Genomic DNA, 15438 nt, shown 5'->3' on the forward strand with positions numbered 1-15438 from the left:
GAGGCGTAGATGGCAAAAATGAGAGCAATAGAGGCCGCAGTTGAAGTATTAAAAAAAGAGGGTGTCGATCTGGCTTTTGGTGTTCCAGGGGCTGCGATTAATCCGATGTATGCCGCAATGGAAAAGATCGGTGGTATCGATCATGTCCTGGCTCGTCATGTCGAGGGCGCATCTCACATGGCAGAGGGTTATACACGAACATCTCAAGGGAATATTGGTGTTTGTATTGGTACATCGGGCCCCGCTGGAACCGATATGATCACAGGGCTTTATTCTGCTTCAGCAGACTCTATTCCCATTTTGTGCATTACAGGCCAAGCGCCCAGAGCACGTTTACACAAAGAAGACTTTCAAGCTGTGGATATTGAAAGCATCGCAAAACCCGTGGCCAAGTGGGCGACTACGGTTTTAGAGCCAGCTCAGGTGCCCCGAGCATTTCAAAAAGCGTTTTTTGAGATGAGAACCGGACGCCCAGGGCCCGTTCTGATTGACTTACCAATGGATGTGCAACTGGCTGAAATTGAATTCGACATCGATACTTATGAGCCTCTTGCTGCGCATAAACCTGAAGCCAGTCATGCGCAAATCGATAAAGCTCTGCAGTTGATGGCTGAGTCTAAGCAACCACTCATCGTGGCGGGTGGCGGAGTCATTAACTCAGGTGCCAGTGAGTTGCTGCAATCCTTTGCAGAAGTAACCGGCGTCCCTGTCATACCAACCCTGATGGGATGGGGCTCCATTCCCGATGATCACGAATTGATGGCAGGCATGGTCGGATTGCAGACATCTCACCGATACGGCAATGAAACCTTGCTTAATGCCGACTTTGTTATCGGTATCGGTAATCGTTGGGCAAATCGACATACCGGTTCCGTGGAGGTGTATACCCAAAGTAGAACGTTTGTTCATATCGACATAGAGCCGACGCAAATCGGTCGCGTATTTTGCCCAGATCTAGGTATCGTCTCGGATGCCAAATTAGCACTTGAAAAACTGCTAATCAAAGCAAAAGAGCTGCGCAATAAGGGTGAACTGCCAGACCGAAGCGCCTGGGTTGGAGATTGTCAGCATCGCAAAGCAACCATGCTGAGAAAGACTAACTTTACCGAGCAGCCAGTTAAGCCAATGCGTGTTTATCAAGAAATGAATAAAGCGTTCGATCGTGATACCTGTTATGTCAGCACCATTGGTTTATCGCAAATTGCAGCGGCGCAAATGCTGCACGTCTACAAACCGCGTCATTGGATCAACTGTGGGCAGGCTGGGCCGTTAGGCTGGACCATCCCTGCCGCGCTTGGAGTTCGTGTCGCCGATCCAAAACGTTCAATAGTTGCCATATCGGGTGATTATGACTTTCAATTCATGATTGAAGAGCTGGCCGTGGGCGCTCAATTTAAACTGCCTTATATCCATGTTTTAGTGAACAACTCGTATTTGGGCTTAATTCGTCAGGCGCAAAGGCAATTTGATATTGATTATTGCGTGCAATTGTCATTTGAAAACCAAAATGCGCCAGAGCTGCAAGGTTACGGTGTCGATCATGTCGCGGTGGTCGAGGGGCTAGGGTGTAAGGCGATTCGAGTCACTGATCCGGAGAAAATAGCGGACGCGTTTGAGCAGGCTAAAGCACTGATGGCAAAACATCAGGTTCCTGTGGTTGTTGAAGTTGTCTTAGAGCGAGTGACCAATATCGCGATGGGCACAGAGATCAATGCCATCAACGAATTTGAGCCTTTGGCCAGTGATATCAATGATGCACCAACGGCTTTAGCCCATCGTCATTAACAGCCAACCGCTAAGCGCCAATCTAACGCAGAAGCGCCAAGTCTTATGGGTGGCAGTGACGCCACCTAACATCCCATTTTAAGGAGGAAAACATGCCAAAGTTTGCCGCTAACCTATCTATGTTATTTAACGAACTCCCTTTCATGCAGCGTTTTGACGCCGCAGCTAGCGCGGGATTTAAAGGAGTGGAATACCTCTTTCCCTATGCGTTTAACGCAGAGGAGATCAAACATAAGCTCAAGAGCAATAACCTCACGCAGGTGCTGTTTAACCTGCCGGCTGGTGATTGGGAAGCTGGCGATAGGGGTATCGCTGTCGATCCCTCTCGCATTGAAGAGTTTCAACGAGGGGTTGATGCCGCGATAGAGTACGCCCAAGCACTGCAATGTACCCAGCTCAATTGTCTGGCGGGTATCGTGCCATGTAGTGTGACAGAGGAAGATGCTCGCGCGACGTTCGTAGCCAATCTTCGTTACGCGGCGCAGCGCCTTGGTGAACATGGAATTACCTTGTTGATTGAAGCCATAAACACCCGAGATATCCCAGGGTTTTTCCTCAACACCACCGAGCAGGCGATATCCATTATCGCAGAGGTTGATAGTGACAATGTCTTGGTTCAATACGACATCTATCACATGCAGATCATGGAAGGCGATTTAGTAACGACACTGCAAAGCAATCTAGAGCAAATTCGACACGTTCAGCTTGCGGACACTCCTGGAAGACACGAACCAGGAACCGGAGAAATCAATTACCCCTATGTACTCAAACAACTTGATGAAATGGGCTATCAAGGCTGGGTTGGGTGTGAGTACAAACCCAAAACCAACACGCAGGAAGGGCTGATTTGGTTGGCACAGTATCAATCGTAGCAATGGCATTTTAGGGAGAAAAATTATGAGCAAAAAAATCGCATTTATCGGTACCGGAATCATGGGGACACCCATGGCACTCAATTTACAAAAAGCCGGACACAAGATCATCGTATCTGATCATTACAACCAACCTCCCCAACAGTTAGTTGCCAACGGAGCTTTGGTATGTCACTCACCAAAACAAGCTGCCAGTGAGGCTGACGTGGTGATCCTGATGGTGCCGAATACGCCGCAAGTTGAAGAGGTACTTTTTGGCTACGACGGAGTAGAACAGGCACTGAATGCAAGTGATGAAAAGCTCATCATCGACATGAGTTCGATATCGCCCATCGCCACTAAAAAAATTGCTGCTCGTATTAAAGAAAGTGGTGCTCAATATCTGGATGCTCCGGTTTCAGGCGGGGAAGTTGGTGCTATCAACGGCGCGCTGACCATCATGATAGGAGGTGAACAAAGTGCCTTTGACAGTGCTCGGCCCTTGTTTGAAGCCATGGGGAAAAATATCACTTTGGTGGGAGATAATGGCGCAGGACAAACCTGCAAAGTGGCCAACCAAATCATCGTGGCACTCAACATCGAAGCGGTGTCTGAAGCTCTGGTCTTTGCGTCAAAAGCCGGCGCGGATCCAGCGCGAGTAAGACAAGCGCTCATGGGCGGCTTTGCCAATTCAAAAATTCTTGAAGTCCATGGCGAACGCATGGTCGAAGGCAGTTTTGACCCGGGTTTTAAAATCGCCCTGCATCAAAAAGATCTGAATCTCGCACTCAGTGGTGCCAAGGAGCTAGGCGTCGATTTGCCTAACACGCAGACAGCACAGGAGCTATTTGAAGAGTGCGCTGATATGGGGGGAGAAAGCTGGGATCATTCGGCATTAATTCAGGCTATCGAGAAAAGAGCTAGCCATTCGATACGATAGTCACTCTACTTCGCAAGCGGGTTTACACCCACCGAGAAAGTGCAAAATGTACCGACCTCTCATTCATAAATCGCGCAGATTTTGTTATCTCCTTTTTTGCGCGTCCCCAGTTTAGTTTAAAAAAGTGGAGTGGCGTTTCACCACTCCTTAACAGGCGCTTTTTAGATCTATTTTGGGGCTTTGTTATTGTTGTCTAAATGAAACCCAGCCAGCCCCATCACGTGTTACAGTGCTTTGACAAGCTCAGCCAGACCATCCCAATCTTCTGCATTAAGCAGGTTAGTTGGAACCATCCAGGTTCCGCCACACGCTACGACTTTTGGCAATGCCAAGTAGTCTTCGACGTTACTTGGGCTAATGCCACCTGTTGGCATAAAAGACACTGGGTATACTGCAGATAATGCTTTTAGCATACCAATGCCACCAGACGGTTCTGCTGGGAAGAACTTAAGCGTTTTTAAACCCAGCTCCATCGCCTGCTCAACCAGACTTGGGTTATTGACACCAGGTACGATAGCAATGCCTTGCTCCTGACAGTATTTCACTGTGGTTGGATTTAGCCCCGGACTAACAATGAAGTCTGCACCTGCGTTTTTCGCGGCATCAACCTGTCCTTTGTTTAAGACGGTACCAGCACCTAGCAAAATCTCTGGGTATGCTTGGCGCATGAGCCGAATCGACTCTACAGCTGCTTCTGTACGAAACGTGATTTCGGCACAGGGTAGGCCGTTTTCAACCAGTACTTTAGCCAGTGGTACAGCATACTCTGCCTTTTCAATAGCGATAACAGGAACTATGCGGATTTCTTGAAGTTGTTGTTCTAGTGTTTTCATGTCAAACCTTATAAAAGAAAGCTAAGCGTTGCGACGATAATAAATGCAATGGTACCAAGAACTGTTTCCATTACAGACCAAGTTTTAAGGGTTGTTTTCTCATCCATTTTCATCAAACGAGAAGCTAATCAGAAGCTAGATCCATTGAAATGCGAGAGCACCGTAGCATCGCCGTCAATGGCCATAACGATAAAGAAAAGGTCAAGTTCAGACAATTATTGGTATTTCGGTATCAGACATAACATAAGTCAGAGCCAAAAAAACCACCTGCCCTCCACAATACACCACCAAATACGACACCAGCGCACAGCGATAATCAGCACTCAAAGAAGCGCTGTATCAGCCGTTTGTGCGAATGGATCCATGTGGATACCTGATAAATGTTTAATTGTGTTATAGTTCACAATTATCGAAGTTACCGGTAACATGTTACCGATAACATCAATAAGATAAACCCATAAATTAAAGTGAATTCAAAAATTGAGATCTAGAGCAAGTTTGGGTAAGGAGAGTCTATGACGGGCAGTAGCATCATTGTGATGGGTGTATGTGCATCAGGAAAAAGTACGATAGGACAGAAAGTTGCAGCTAAACTTGGCCGAAAGTTCATTGATGGCGATGACCTACATCCAAAAGCGAATATTTTGAAAATGGCATCGGGGCAGCCCCTAAACGATGATGACAGAGTGCCCTGGTTAGAGCGGATTCGCGACGCGGCATTCAGTTTAGAATGTAAGAACGAACATGGAATTCTGGTTTGCTCAGCATTAAAGAAAAAGTATCGCGACCAAATTCGTGAAGGGAATAAGAACGTCACTTTTTTGTTCCTGAATGGCGACTTCTCGTTGATCCTTGAACGAATGCGTGATCGTAATGGCCACTTTATGAAAGAGAATATGGTCAAGAGTCAGTTTGATGCACTCGAGCGTCCAGACCATGAACCACAAACGCTTGTAATTGATATTGATGGCGAGGTTAGCGACGTCGTAGCTTTAGCTGCTGCATCCATTCTAGAAGCTGAACAGCGCGGAGCATGATCATGACCCATTTAGTCATTGTTGACGTGACCAAGCGAATCATTGAACGTAGCCGAGACAGCCGCCATCGTTTTCTTACTCATATGAAAGAGCAGCAGCAGGCAGGTAAGGGGCGAGCCCAGCTATCTTGTGGCAACCTGGCACATGCTGTTGCGGCGTCTTGTCAGACTGAAAAAGAACAGCTCTTAGATTTTACACGCGCAAACGTCGCTATCATTAGCTCTTACAACGATATGTTAAGTGCGCACCAGCCTTATCATCACTATCCAGAGCAAATCAAAGCCGAGCTTAGCAAGTACGGTCATACCGCTCAGGTAGCGGGTGGGGTGCCTGCAATGTGTGACGGTGTCACGCAGGGGCAAGCTGGCATGGATATGTCGCTTTTCTCACGGGACCTGATTGCTCAGTCTACCGCATTCTCCTTGAGCCATAATGTGTTTGATGCAACATTGCTATTGGGGATCTGTGACAAAATCGCTCCGGGTCAACTGATGGGCGCGTTATCTTATGGTCATCTGCCCACTGCATTTATACCCTCAGGGCCGATGGCTACAGGTATTAGCAATGAAGAAAAAGTCGATATAAGACAGAAACATGCGGCGGGTAAGATCGGGGAGGATGCTCTGTTGAACATGGAGTGCAATGCATACCATTCGCCAGGCACTTGCACATTCTATGGTACAGCCAATACCAACCAACTTGTCTTTGAAGCGATGGGGCTCATGTTGCCAGGTTCTGCATTTGTTCATCCCCACAGTGAATTAAGAAAGGCACTTAATGACTACGCAGCAACACAGGTTGCCGCTATGACAGCAGGCTCTGCTAATTATCGACCTCTTTACCAAGTAATCGATGAGAAATCTTTGGTTAACGGGCTCGTGGCACTGCTGGCATCGGGAGGCAGTACCAATCACACCATCCACATGATTGCCGTCGCCAGAGCGGCTGGGATCATTCTTACCTGGCAAGACTTTAGTGATTTGTCTCGAGTCGTCCCATTACTTGTGAAAGTCTATCCGAATGGCCCTGCCGACATTAACGCCTTTGAAGCTGCTGGTGGTGTACCTGCCTTATTGCATCGCTTAAATCAGTCGGGTCTTATCCATAAAGATGTGACGCCAACGTTTGGAGACTTCGAATTCCAGATGAGTTCACCAACACTGACGGAAGGTCGTCTTGAGTGGATCCCGTCACAGGGCAGCAGTGATGAAAATGTGCTGTCTAAGGCCAATCATCAGTTCCAAAAAACGGGTGGAACACGTGTGCTGAAGGGAAATATTGGCACATCGGTAATCAAAGTGTCAGCAGTGCAAAAAGATCAACGAATTATCGAAGCGCCAGCGGTGGTATTTCGTTCTCAGCATGATGTTGAATCGGCTTATCATCGAGGAGAAATCAATCGAGATTGTATCGTCGTTGTTACCCATAATGGACCGGCCGCGAACGGAATGCCAGAGCTGCACAAATTGATGCCAATATTGGGCAATGTGCAAAAAGAGGGTTTTAAGATTGCCTTGGTCACAGACGGTCGCCTTTCGGGCGCGTCGGGTAAGATTCCATCAGCGATACATGTATCGCCAGAAGCGTTGCGAGGTGGCGCGATAGGGTTGATTCAAAATGGCGACTTGCTTCGCTTGGATTGTGAATCTGAACAGTTAAATAACCTTAGTGATACCACTGGTCGGAAGGTCGAATCGATAGACGTTGAAGCCAATCAACAAACATGGGGTCGCCATCTTTTCTCTGTGATCCGTCAAAATGTCTCGAGTGCTGACCATGGTGCCAGCTTCATCGTTTAGACGGTGTACTATTTAACACAATGAGTTAATTGGCAACAAACTGCGAAGATTCGCGATTTTTTAGATTGTCACTGTAATACTTATGAGGTGAATCGTATCAAGAGTGCCTTTTTCACATGACACTTCTTGGCCAACCCAAGCAACATTTGATGACTCTTTAGTCATCAACAAAGGCTCTATTTGGGTGGATTATCACAACAGGTTGCATATTAATGAGCTACAGTTGGTTAAAAATTAAACAGCAAAAGGCGTTCAGTATGGCTAATTTAATCGTTTGTTGTGATGGCACATGGAACTCACCGGATAATCAAGATGACGGTGTTCCCGCACCTACAAATGTGCGTCAGATATATCACTGTTTGAAATCGATTCCCGGTGAGCAGGAAACCCGTTACCAGTCTGGCGTGGGGACTGGTGGTGTGATTGATAGAGTTATTGGTGGTGTTTTAGGATTTGGGTTAAGTGAAGATATCCGCGATTGCTATCAATGGTTGTGTGACAAATATCAACCCGGAGATAAAATTCATCTAATTGGTTTTAGCCGTGGGGCCTATACGGCGAGAAGCCTAGGCGGAATGATCGCCAAGTTGGGGTTGGTTGATTTCTCCACAGTCGAAGACGGCGAACGAGATTCGCTGGTGAAAACAGTCTACGGCAAAGGTTACCGCAGCGAACTGTCTTATCAAGCGTTCATTGCCGAATACGATATCCGGTTTCGTCCTAACTCTAATGGTATACATTTTGTCGGTGTGTTCGATACCGTTGGTGCACTCGGCATCCCTAACGATAAAGCAATCATGGACCTGTTCGATAATCACAAGAAATACAATTTCCACGATACAAAAATCAGCTCAAATATTAGCCATGCTCGTCATGCGGTGGCCATCGATGAACGACGAGGCAGTTTTACTCCGACGTTATGGAAAGAAGACGACTTGCCAATTGGGAGTGATGTAGTACAAAAATGGTTTCCTGGAGTGCATAGTGATATCGGAGGAGGATATAAAGAGAAAGGGCTCTCTAACGGTACGTTGAAATGGATGATTGAAGAAATGCGCTCTGTGTCGAATGATTTGCAATGGGTGGACAGTCAACTCGAACAAATCAAAGTGAATGTCAAAGACGAGTTGCACGATTCTCATGTCGGGGTAATGAAAGTGCTTGTCACTGCACCAAGATCGATTCCAAATATTGTGACACAGTCAAATCGCTATCACGAATCGGCCTTAGAAAGAAGAAACGATCCCCCTATTGAACAGGGGGCTTACTTAACGTTGCGGAAATTGGATGTGGATACGCCGGCGGCCATCGATATCTATGCTCGTCATCCCTACAGTTGGACAGGGATCTATCTAGAAAAAGGAAAGCACTATCGCTTTACAGCTTCAGGCTCATGGGTTGATTCGACCATCGCTTGCAAGGCTGGTGGCACGACAGATGGTAAGTTCCAGCCACAAGAAATTTTTCATGTCGCCGGGTCATTGTTTGGAAAAATGGAAACCTTTTTTAAAGGAGTTTTTAATAAGGAAGACGCCAACTTCTTTGGCACAAAAAGGCATGAAAACGCTCCTTGGTTTTGTTTAATGGGAGCCATCGCAAATGGTGGAAACCCACACGCAGACGGTACTCATATTCCTCTCGAATCGTTCAAAATCGGGGACGAACGTTCATCATTTTCACCACTGAACTCTGGGTATCTCTACTGTTATCCTAATGATGCGTGGGGTTTTTATGGTAACAACAGGGGGTACGTTACGTTAAAAGTAGAGCAGCTCCCTTAGCCAGGGATGTGCTAGCGACCTCGCGTCACAAAGCTACTTAGCGATAAGGAAAAGCGTTTGGTTGATTGACCGAGCGCTTTTTCTTGTTAGACATTAAACACCGCTTTTGTGGTACCCACAATCGATAAAAAATTGATAGTCTAGATACGCTTTGCGAACACGTTGTGGGATTGGCTTTTCGTAAACGCGAGCATCATCGATTCTTGCCATCGACCAGCCTTGAAAAATGGGTTCTTCATAACAATTAATATCGCCTTCCTTTCCTTTAGTGAGCAGGATATGACGGATGTTTTGGACATGGAACCAAGGCGAACTCTTGCCTCTGAAATGATTAAGCACGGGATACTGGATCAAAAATACCTCGCAGCACAACAGTTGAGCGAGTAGACAATTGGCAGTGTTTCTCTGCTTCTCGGGGTAATAGTGTATTACTTTGTTGAGTTCACGGTTGCATTCTTGGATCACACTGGCCAAACATACCCTCCTATTGGGATCGAACAGACACTCATTGCGATTGCAAAAACTTTGGGCATCCAATACAGATTAAGCCACGAAACTTTCGAATACCAGCTAGAGGCTTATCAAAGACACGCATCAACGTTAGCGGCCATTGCCAAATCGGGGAAAAGTAGGAACGGTTTATTGTATTTTGTCTAGGGTAGGGGTTGCTTAGGGCAATTAAAAAGGCCGCTTAGATAAGGCGACCCTTTCAGTCTCGAAAGCCAGAAAAGCTTACTTTTGAAGTTGCTCTTTCGCTGTCTCTACTTTCGCAAAGTCGAGGCCGAGCTCTTCAACGGCCTCTTTAATGAGCGCGGGTTTTTGCATCACTTGTCCCATGAGAAGCTGGAGCTTGTCTTGAGGAAGGCCTAGTTGGCTGATCGTTGCCATTGCTGCAAGAGGGTTTTGCGTGAGCACTTCAAAAATCTCAGTGATTTGAATGTCGCTAATATTGTTCTCTTTTAACAGTGCAAGAATCGGGTTCATTAGATTACCTTTATTAATTTTACAAAAACAGTCGCGCAGTTTACCACTTGAAGAGAAACAAGGCGATCATTCGGTGGCACCTGAGCTAAGTACACTTTACGTTGTACACAAAGGCCTGGTTAGTTATTACAAAAGGGAGGCTATTCTTCATACATTGAGTAGAACTTCTCAACTTCCCCGATGGTTTCCCAGGTACCTTCAAAGCCGGCGGGAATAACGAAAGCATCACCCTGAACCACGGTTTCACTGTGACCCGACTGGTCTGTGATGATGGCCTTACCTTTGATGATGTAACAAAACTCATCTTCACTGAAGCTAATGCTCCATTTCCCCTCAGTAGAGCCCCAGGTACCGCAGAAAAAGTTTTCTTTTTCGTTAGCGAATTGATTGTGGATTCGCTGCATAGGGTTGCCAGATAAGCATTTACTCTTGTCGGTCTCAGTCGCCTGCTGTTCACTTAAATCTGCAGAAATACGCTGTAATTTCTTCTCGGTTGTCATAATCATTCCATTTATTGAAAGTGAGAAATAGAAACGCTCAGCTCAATTATTGGAGCGCCTTGATACTAAGTTACCGCATTAACAATAACTTAACAATCCAAGGTGTGTACAACTTTTAGGTGACGTATGGTCACCGATGATGATAGGGCCTATTGGTCACAAAAGAAACATTGTGATACTCCAACCATAGCGGTAATCATGAGGTGAGATGCGGCAACTGGGCAGTGATGTCGACTGTCGGGATTGCATAATAAAAAAAAGCACTGGGTAGCTTGACCTAGCGCCTTTCTATTTAGCCTAATAATACTGGGGTATGTAGCTTAGCAATATAAAAAATCATCACAAACAGAAAACAGGTAACAGAGGCCAATATCGATCGAGTTTTAGCGGTTATCGACGGCTTGAAAGCCAGCATAGCGAAGGCAACGTAAGCGATGAGCAACATGAGTTTTTCGGTTAACCAAGCATCGACAAAAGGGTATTGGTTGATCATAAAGCACAGGATGAGCGCGCTAATTAACATCGTCAGCGTGATTGCTTTGTGGGCGGCAAACGCCAATTTATTTTCCAGAAGCGGTGAGCCTTTAAAGCCCCACAAGGTTCTTAATAGAAAGCTGATAAAGCTGAGCACAATAAGAGCTAGGTGAGCTTTAATGAGTAATGTGTACATAGTTTGCCTTAACATGACTGCAACATTCAAACGGCCGTTTAAATTATAATAAATTTAACCAAGATGTATTGATGTAAATCAATTGTTGTAAATTGATTAACAGCTCTGCAACTTTAAGGGTTGTCTATGCCTTTGTGAGCAAGTACTAAAATATGTGCTATATATTTCTTGTGAATGAACAGGCGAGTGCATTGTTTTTTGTTTACCAGCAGGAATGTCACCTGCGGCAAATACTGATGAGGGTGGGTGTGAGACAAGCAGATCAATGTATTCAAAATTTTCTTATAAGTCAGAACATAGGAGTCAAAATGATATTCCTAAGTTGTAACAGGTTGACGTCACGGCTGGTAGTAGTGATGGGCATTGTACTTTTTTCTAGCACTGCGATGGCAACCGATTCAGACATCATGAGAGGTAAATATCTCATAGAAATTGGCGGTTGCAATGACTGTCATACTGCAGGGTACGCCCCAAGCGGTGGTGCGGTGCAGGAAGAGCAATGGCTTTTGGGTGATGCTTTGGGTTTTCGAGGCGGTTGGGGAACAACATACCCCCCAAATCTTCGTACCTACATGAATAAACTGTCTGAAAAGGAATGGTTGAGCAAAGCCAAAACCTTAAAAACAAGGCCACCGATGCCGTGGTGGGTGCTAAATCGAATGACACAAGAAGATCTCAGCGCGGTGTATGCCTATATTACGCAACTCCCCGTTGTAGAAAGTAACGTTCCGGAATACGTCGCACCAGGTGAGCAACCTAAAGGGCCATACATTCAATGGCCAGCACCACCAAAATAACGATTTAATGATGTGCAGCAACGGAAAAAGCAAGCACCTTAGTGCTTGCTTTTTGTCGATTAACTAAAACTTTTTTATTGTTTTAGTCATTACTTGGCTTGTTTAGCGCGCTCGTGCTTTACGATGTCAGTTGCTGCGTTATAGATCTTGTTAAAGTGATCATAAGGTGCAGGCAGCTCTGATTGAATCATGCTGTTTACCGCAATAATCACCCCAGACTCTGGGTCTGCCCAAATCAGTTGACCAGCCCAACCGCTATGGCCTAGGCCGTATTGGTTGATAATCGCGGACTTGTAATATGAGCTATCAACATACGTTAGCTCTGCCGGTACAGGTTGGCCTAACTTTTTCGCTTGTTTAATATCATTTTTCGCTGCTGCTGGGTCTGCAATAAGCAAGCGTCCATAGCGTGCAAAATCCACCGCTGAAAGCATCATTGATGCACCAATTACTGGGGTGCCTTCAAAATCAGTTCCCATAAACATGGTGTTTTCACCACCCACTTCATGGAACAATTCGCGAACTTGTTGCTGTAAGCTAACGCCAGTTGCTGCTTCAACCAACCAACCGACTACACTGGTATTGATCGTCGCATAGTTGGCGATGTCCCCTTTCCATTCGTTGCTCATGCCCATGGCGTTGATAGACTCAATCCAATCGCGCAGCCCCAGGCGTTCGTCATTGCGTTGCATGCCAATCACGCGCTCATCTTTGTCAAAGTTTGCCAGTGCTTGTGGGTCACCTGTGTATGCGGCCAACTCAGCAACATCGTGATTCACATTCATGTTGGCTACATCGCCTACAGTGCGACCTCGGAAACCACTACCAATACTCGGGATGTATTTTTCAACCTTGTCGTCGAGGCTAATTTTACCTTCCGCCAGTGCTTTTTGTAGCAGTATATAGCCGATGGTTTTGGTCGAAGACTGATTGGCAAACGTAGTGTTGCGATCGTGGCCATTGCGATATTGTTCGAGTAAGACATCGCCGTCTTTATTCATGATTACCACAGCGCCTGTCGCTGGGTGGCTTAGAATTCGAGCAACAGACGGAATTTCATGTAAATCGTAGTCGCGTTTTTGATGATCGATTTCGAATACATCTTGTGGGTTAACTGCCATCATGTTTGGATAGAAGCTCGGCATGTTAGCTTGACCTACATGACGTTGTTGTTGCCAGGTATCAATATTTAGTGGGCCTTGATTCGATGGGGCTGCCAGTGAACCAAATGAAAGTGCGCTTGCCATTGCGGTAATAATAATCGTTGTTTTCATGTGCAACTCCAAAATAAGATGACGGATTCGTTTTGTGCTTGAGGTAAGATTAAGCGAAATTAACAAATACTTCGAAGTGATAACTATTGGTTTTTCGAATGGGTTATTACCAAGTGGACAGGTTAGCCAGTGTCTAGCTTTCCCATGGATACTTTGCGCTAAACGGGTGCTTTGTCAGAGAGCATTCCTCCTTGTTAAAACCGTCATAGGATTAAGTAAGTATTATCGAAACAGCCGGGACTCACTATGAATAAAAAAGAGAACAACAGGCCCAGCACCAAGACTTGTATTCGCGGTGAGTGTTTTTGTGGTCAGGTGAAATACACAGTGTTTGGCAGGCTTTATGATGCGCGCTCATGTCACTGCTCCCGATGCAGAAAGGCGTTTAGTGCACAAGCCTCGGCGTATGCATTGGTTAAAGCGGAAGAATTCGAATGGCAGAGCGGAGAGCATTTAGTGACGCGCTATGTTGGCCAACATGGTTTTGGCCTAGGGTTTTGCAGTGTGTGTGGTTCAACCCTTGTTGGCTTGTATAACGATCAGGTGCACGGTGTTACCCTAGGCTGTGTGAATGGCAACCCTGATATTGAAATTGGTCGTCATATTTATGTCGGGTCAAAAGCGGCGTGGGAAGTCATGCCAGAAAATGTCGTCCAGTTTGAGAGCGCACCTCCAGCCGGAGATGTATCAACTGATGGTAAAAATATAAGCAAGTAACGGAGTGTCTATAACAGATGAAATTAAAGGCAGATGTCGCGATATTGGATATTCTTGGTCACCTCATCATATGGCTGATCTTAAGCGTGATCACTTTTGGCGTTGCGCTGTTTTTCTTTCCTTACTCTTTTTCTAAGTTCATTTTAAATCGAACCAGTGTGATTGACAGTAGCGGAATCGAACGAAAAATGGTGTGCGATATAGATCTGTTCAGTGACTTAGGCCATGTGATTTTGTGGTTTGTTATTTCGATATTAACGCTCGGGATTGGTTATATTTTCTATTTTTATCGCGTGTGGAATTACGCCCTAAACAACACTCGTGCGGAATAATATGTAGGCCCTGCAGTGTTGAAAATAATGGTCAGAGAACGTAGGAGAAAGGTTTGGATATCGAACAGCTCATGTCGACCTACAACGAATTTGAAAGAAAAAACATCGGAAGTTTGGGCGGAAAGGTCATAGCGACGCCTGAACTCGTTAAGTTCGTTTCCGATGACGATTACGGTAGCTATATCTCGTATTTTGAATTAACAAAAGAGTCAGCCCCCACTGCGATATCACGTGAAAAGGCCTATTTCTCAGAGAAAGGAGTGAGCGTAGAGTGGAAGACATACAGTACCGACTCGCCGAGCAATATTGGCCAATTGCTATCAGAGCAAGGATTTGTCGCGCAAGAGCCAGAATCGTTCATGGTATTGCCATTATCACAAGAGCGAGCACAAACTGCTAGCGAACAACTAAATCGTTCATTGCAGCAGTCGCAAGAAGATTTTCAGCTTGTAGAGGTTTTTGATGCGCAAGGTATAAAAGATGCCATTGCGGTTCAGCAACAGGTTTGGAAAGAGGACTTACCTGGACAATACCAACATTTACTGAGCCTAGCTTTTGATTGAAGTCCCAGTTAATGTCCACTTGAGAGCCAATACCGTTTTGCATATTGACATTAAAGTGGCGATAACGAAGAGAGTCGAAGCCATCATTTCCTTTTAATCCTAGGGTATCAGCAGAAAATCCTTTTGCTTCAAGGATATGCATTGCCATTGTGGATTCGTTGTTGGTGTCATACGCCTGACCGAACTTGAAGTTTAGGCCTTTGTTTGTTGCGCCAATTCCTGCTTGTGAATAGACTGAAAGCGGGTCTGACATATCTTGATATTCTTCAGCAACAGAAGTGTTAAATACGACAGATAGAGCAGATGCGATAGTTGCTACTTTAATATAATTGATTGTTTTCATAATAACTCTTATTTTATTTTATTTTATTTAATTTCTCCCTGGTGAGTATTGAAAGCCCATTCCAATTAGGCCATCAAGTGATATGCATAGACTTAAAATTAAATGCCTATGCTATGTGGGAAATTCTATAATAAGGTCTTTTTATTTAAGAAATGACTATGGTGATTTCATGCTATTATGATTGGTTATATCTAAAATACACCAAGATAAATATTCATTTAATGATATGATT

The 15438-nt window shown here is 45.3% G+C and carries 16 protein-coding genes and 1 pseudogene; 9 read left to right on the forward strand and 8 right to left on the reverse strand.

The window, feature by feature from the left end:
- The first annotated feature begins 9 nt into the window (after window positions 1-9).
- The 3 genes from gcl to LNL84_RS04250 all read left to right on the forward strand — a co-directional run bounded on the left by gcl (window position 10) and on the right by LNL84_RS04250 (window position 3576).
- Window positions 10-1785, forward strand: a complete 1776-nt coding sequence (gene gcl / locus LNL84_RS04240; protein ID WP_244355433.1) for a glyoxylate carboligase — start codon at window positions 10-12, stop codon at window positions 1783-1785.
- A 92-nt stretch (window positions 1786-1877) separates the two neighbouring features.
- The gene (gene hyi, locus LNL84_RS04245) at window positions 1878-2657 is read left to right on the forward strand and encodes a hydroxypyruvate isomerase (protein ID WP_244355434.1); all 780 of its coding nucleotides are present in this window, start codon (window positions 1878-1880) and stop codon (window positions 2655-2657) included.
- Window positions 2658-2682: 25 nt separating this feature from the next.
- The gene (locus LNL84_RS04250) at window positions 2683-3576 is read left to right on the forward strand and encodes a 2-hydroxy-3-oxopropionate reductase (protein WP_244355435.1); all 894 of its coding nucleotides are present in this window, start codon (window positions 2683-2685) and stop codon (window positions 3574-3576) included.
- A 224-nt stretch (window positions 3577-3800) separates the two neighbouring features.
- On the opposite strand, the gene LNL84_RS04255 is transcribed toward LNL84_RS04250, so the two are convergent.
- Window positions 3801-4409 carry a bifunctional 4-hydroxy-2-oxoglutarate aldolase/2-dehydro-3-deoxy-phosphogluconate aldolase gene (locus tag LNL84_RS04255; RefSeq protein WP_244355436.1) on the reverse strand — a complete coding sequence of 203 codons (609 nt, stop codon included), beginning with the start codon at window positions 4407-4409 and terminating at the stop codon, window positions 3801-3803.
- Between the two features lie 8 nt (window positions 4410-4417).
- Window positions 4418-4624: pseudogene (locus tag LNL84_RS04260) on the reverse strand (GntT/GntP/DsdX family permease); the annotation flags it as partial.
- Between the two features lie 300 nt (window positions 4625-4924).
- On the opposite strand from LNL84_RS04260, the gene LNL84_RS04265 reads away from it, so the two are divergent.
- From LNL84_RS04265 to LNL84_RS04275, 3 genes are all read left to right on the forward strand, one after another.
- The gene (locus tag LNL84_RS04265) at window positions 4925-5446 is read left to right on the forward strand and encodes a gluconokinase (protein ID WP_244355437.1); all 522 of its coding nucleotides are present in this window, start codon (window positions 4925-4927) and stop codon (window positions 5444-5446) included.
- Window positions 5447-5448: 2 nt separating this feature from the next.
- Window positions 5449-7245, forward strand: a complete 1797-nt coding sequence (gene edd / locus LNL84_RS04270; protein ID WP_244355438.1) for a phosphogluconate dehydratase — start codon at window positions 5449-5451, stop codon at window positions 7243-7245.
- Window positions 7246-7502: 257 nt separating this feature from the next.
- The gene (locus LNL84_RS04275) at window positions 7503-9026 is read left to right on the forward strand and encodes a DUF2235 domain-containing protein (RefSeq protein ID WP_244355439.1); all 1524 of its coding nucleotides are present in this window, start codon (window positions 7503-7505) and stop codon (window positions 9024-9026) included.
- A 93-nt stretch (window positions 9027-9119) separates the two neighbouring features.
- Here LNL84_RS04275 and LNL84_RS04280 read toward each other — a convergent pair whose 3' ends face one another.
- From LNL84_RS04280 to LNL84_RS04295, 4 genes are all read right to left on the reverse strand, one after another.
- On the reverse strand, window positions 9120-9500 hold the full coding sequence (locus LNL84_RS04280; RefSeq protein ID WP_244355440.1) for a hypothetical protein: 381 nt from the start codon (window positions 9498-9500) through the stop codon (window positions 9120-9122).
- 258 nt (window positions 9501-9758) lie between these two features.
- Window positions 9759-10010 carry a DUF2999 family protein gene (locus LNL84_RS04285; protein WP_244355441.1) on the reverse strand — a complete coding sequence of 84 codons (252 nt, stop codon included), beginning with the start codon at window positions 10008-10010 and terminating at the stop codon, window positions 9759-9761.
- Between the two features lie 140 nt (window positions 10011-10150).
- On the reverse strand, window positions 10151-10510 hold the full coding sequence (locus LNL84_RS04290; protein WP_244355442.1) for a cupin domain-containing protein: 360 nt from the start codon (window positions 10508-10510) through the stop codon (window positions 10151-10153).
- A 292-nt stretch (window positions 10511-10802) separates the two neighbouring features.
- Window positions 10803-11180 carry a SirB2 family protein gene (locus LNL84_RS04295; RefSeq protein ID WP_244355443.1) on the reverse strand — a complete coding sequence of 126 codons (378 nt, stop codon included), beginning with the start codon at window positions 11178-11180 and terminating at the stop codon, window positions 10803-10805.
- Between the two features lie 356 nt (window positions 11181-11536).
- On the opposite strand from LNL84_RS04295, the gene LNL84_RS04300 reads away from it, so the two are divergent.
- On the forward strand, window positions 11537-11977 hold the full coding sequence (locus LNL84_RS04300) for a c-type cytochrome (protein ID WP_244355444.1): 441 nt from the start codon (window positions 11537-11539) through the stop codon (window positions 11975-11977).
- Between the two features lie 89 nt (window positions 11978-12066).
- On the opposite strand, the gene LNL84_RS04305 is transcribed toward LNL84_RS04300, so the two are convergent.
- Entirely contained in the window at window positions 12067-13251 is a 1185-nt protein-coding gene (locus LNL84_RS04305; RefSeq protein ID WP_244355445.1) for a serine hydrolase domain-containing protein, read from the reverse strand.
- A 246-nt stretch (window positions 13252-13497) separates the two neighbouring features.
- On the opposite strand from LNL84_RS04305, the gene LNL84_RS04310 reads away from it, so the two are divergent.
- Entirely contained in the window at window positions 13498-13968 is a 471-nt protein-coding gene (locus LNL84_RS04310) for a GFA family protein (protein ID WP_244355446.1), read from the forward strand.
- A gap of 17 nt (window positions 13969-13985) precedes the next feature.
- The gene (locus tag LNL84_RS04315) at window positions 13986-14300 is read left to right on the forward strand and encodes a DUF6693 family protein (RefSeq protein WP_244355447.1); all 315 of its coding nucleotides are present in this window, start codon (window positions 13986-13988) and stop codon (window positions 14298-14300) included.
- A gap of 396 nt (window positions 14301-14696) precedes the next feature.
- On the opposite strand, the gene LNL84_RS04320 is transcribed toward LNL84_RS04315, so the two are convergent.
- Complete coding sequence (locus LNL84_RS04320; protein WP_244355448.1) at window positions 14697-15206, reverse strand: hypothetical protein; 510 nt, start codon at window positions 15204-15206, stop codon at window positions 14697-14699.
- Window positions 15207-15438: the final 232 nt, after the last annotated feature.

It is taken from the genome of Vibrio gelatinilyticus (assembly GCF_022836845.1).
GTDB classification, from domain to species: Bacteria; Pseudomonadota; Gammaproteobacteria; order Enterobacterales; family Vibrionaceae; genus Vibrio; species Vibrio gelatinilyticus.

Bases quoted from the DNA above. Each gene is read 5' to 3' on its own strand.
- gcl (WP_244355433.1), top strand. From the start codon at position 10: ATGGCAAAAATGAGAGCAATAGAGGCCGCAGTTGAAGTATTAAAAAAA.
- LNL84_RS04305 (WP_244355445.1), bottom strand. From the start codon at position 13,251: ATGAAAACAACGATTATTATTACCGCAATGGCAAGCGCACTTTCATTT.
- LNL84_RS04265 (WP_244355437.1), top strand. From the start codon at position 4,925: ATGACGGGCAGTAGCATCATTGTGATGGGTGTATGTGCATCAGGAAAA.
- hyi (WP_244355434.1), top strand. From the start codon at position 1,878: ATGCCAAAGTTTGCCGCTAACCTATCTATGTTATTTAACGAACTCCCT.
- LNL84_RS04320 (WP_244355448.1), bottom strand. From the start codon at position 15,206: ATGAAAACAATCAATTATATTAAAGTAGCAACTATCGCATCTGCTCTA.
- LNL84_RS04250 (WP_244355435.1), top strand. From the start codon at position 2,683: ATGAGCAAAAAAATCGCATTTATCGGTACCGGAATCATGGGGACACCC.
- LNL84_RS04290 (WP_244355442.1), bottom strand. From the start codon at position 10,510: ATGACAACCGAGAAGAAATTACAGCGTATTTCTGCAGATTTAAGTGAA.
- LNL84_RS04275 (WP_244355439.1), top strand. From the start codon at position 7,503: ATGGCTAATTTAATCGTTTGTTGTGATGGCACATGGAACTCACCGGAT.
- LNL84_RS04315 (WP_244355447.1), top strand. From the start codon at position 13,986: ATGAAATTAAAGGCAGATGTCGCGATATTGGATATTCTTGGTCACCTC.
- LNL84_RS04310 (WP_244355446.1), top strand. From the start codon at position 13,498: ATGAATAAAAAAGAGAACAACAGGCCCAGCACCAAGACTTGTATTCGC.
- edd (WP_244355438.1), top strand. From the start codon at position 5,449: ATGACCCATTTAGTCATTGTTGACGTGACCAAGCGAATCATTGAACGT.
- LNL84_RS04300 (WP_244355444.1), top strand. From the start codon at position 11,537: ATGGGCATTGTACTTTTTTCTAGCACTGCGATGGCAACCGATTCAGAC.
- LNL84_RS04285 (WP_244355441.1), bottom strand. From the start codon at position 10,010: ATGAACCCGATTCTTGCACTGTTAAAAGAGAACAATATTAGCGACATT.
- LNL84_RS04295 (WP_244355443.1), bottom strand. From the start codon at position 11,180: ATGTACACATTACTCATTAAAGCTCACCTAGCTCTTATTGTGCTCAGC.
- LNL84_RS04255 (WP_244355436.1), bottom strand. From the start codon at position 4,409: ATGAAAACACTAGAACAACAACTTCAAGAAATCCGCATAGTTCCTGTT.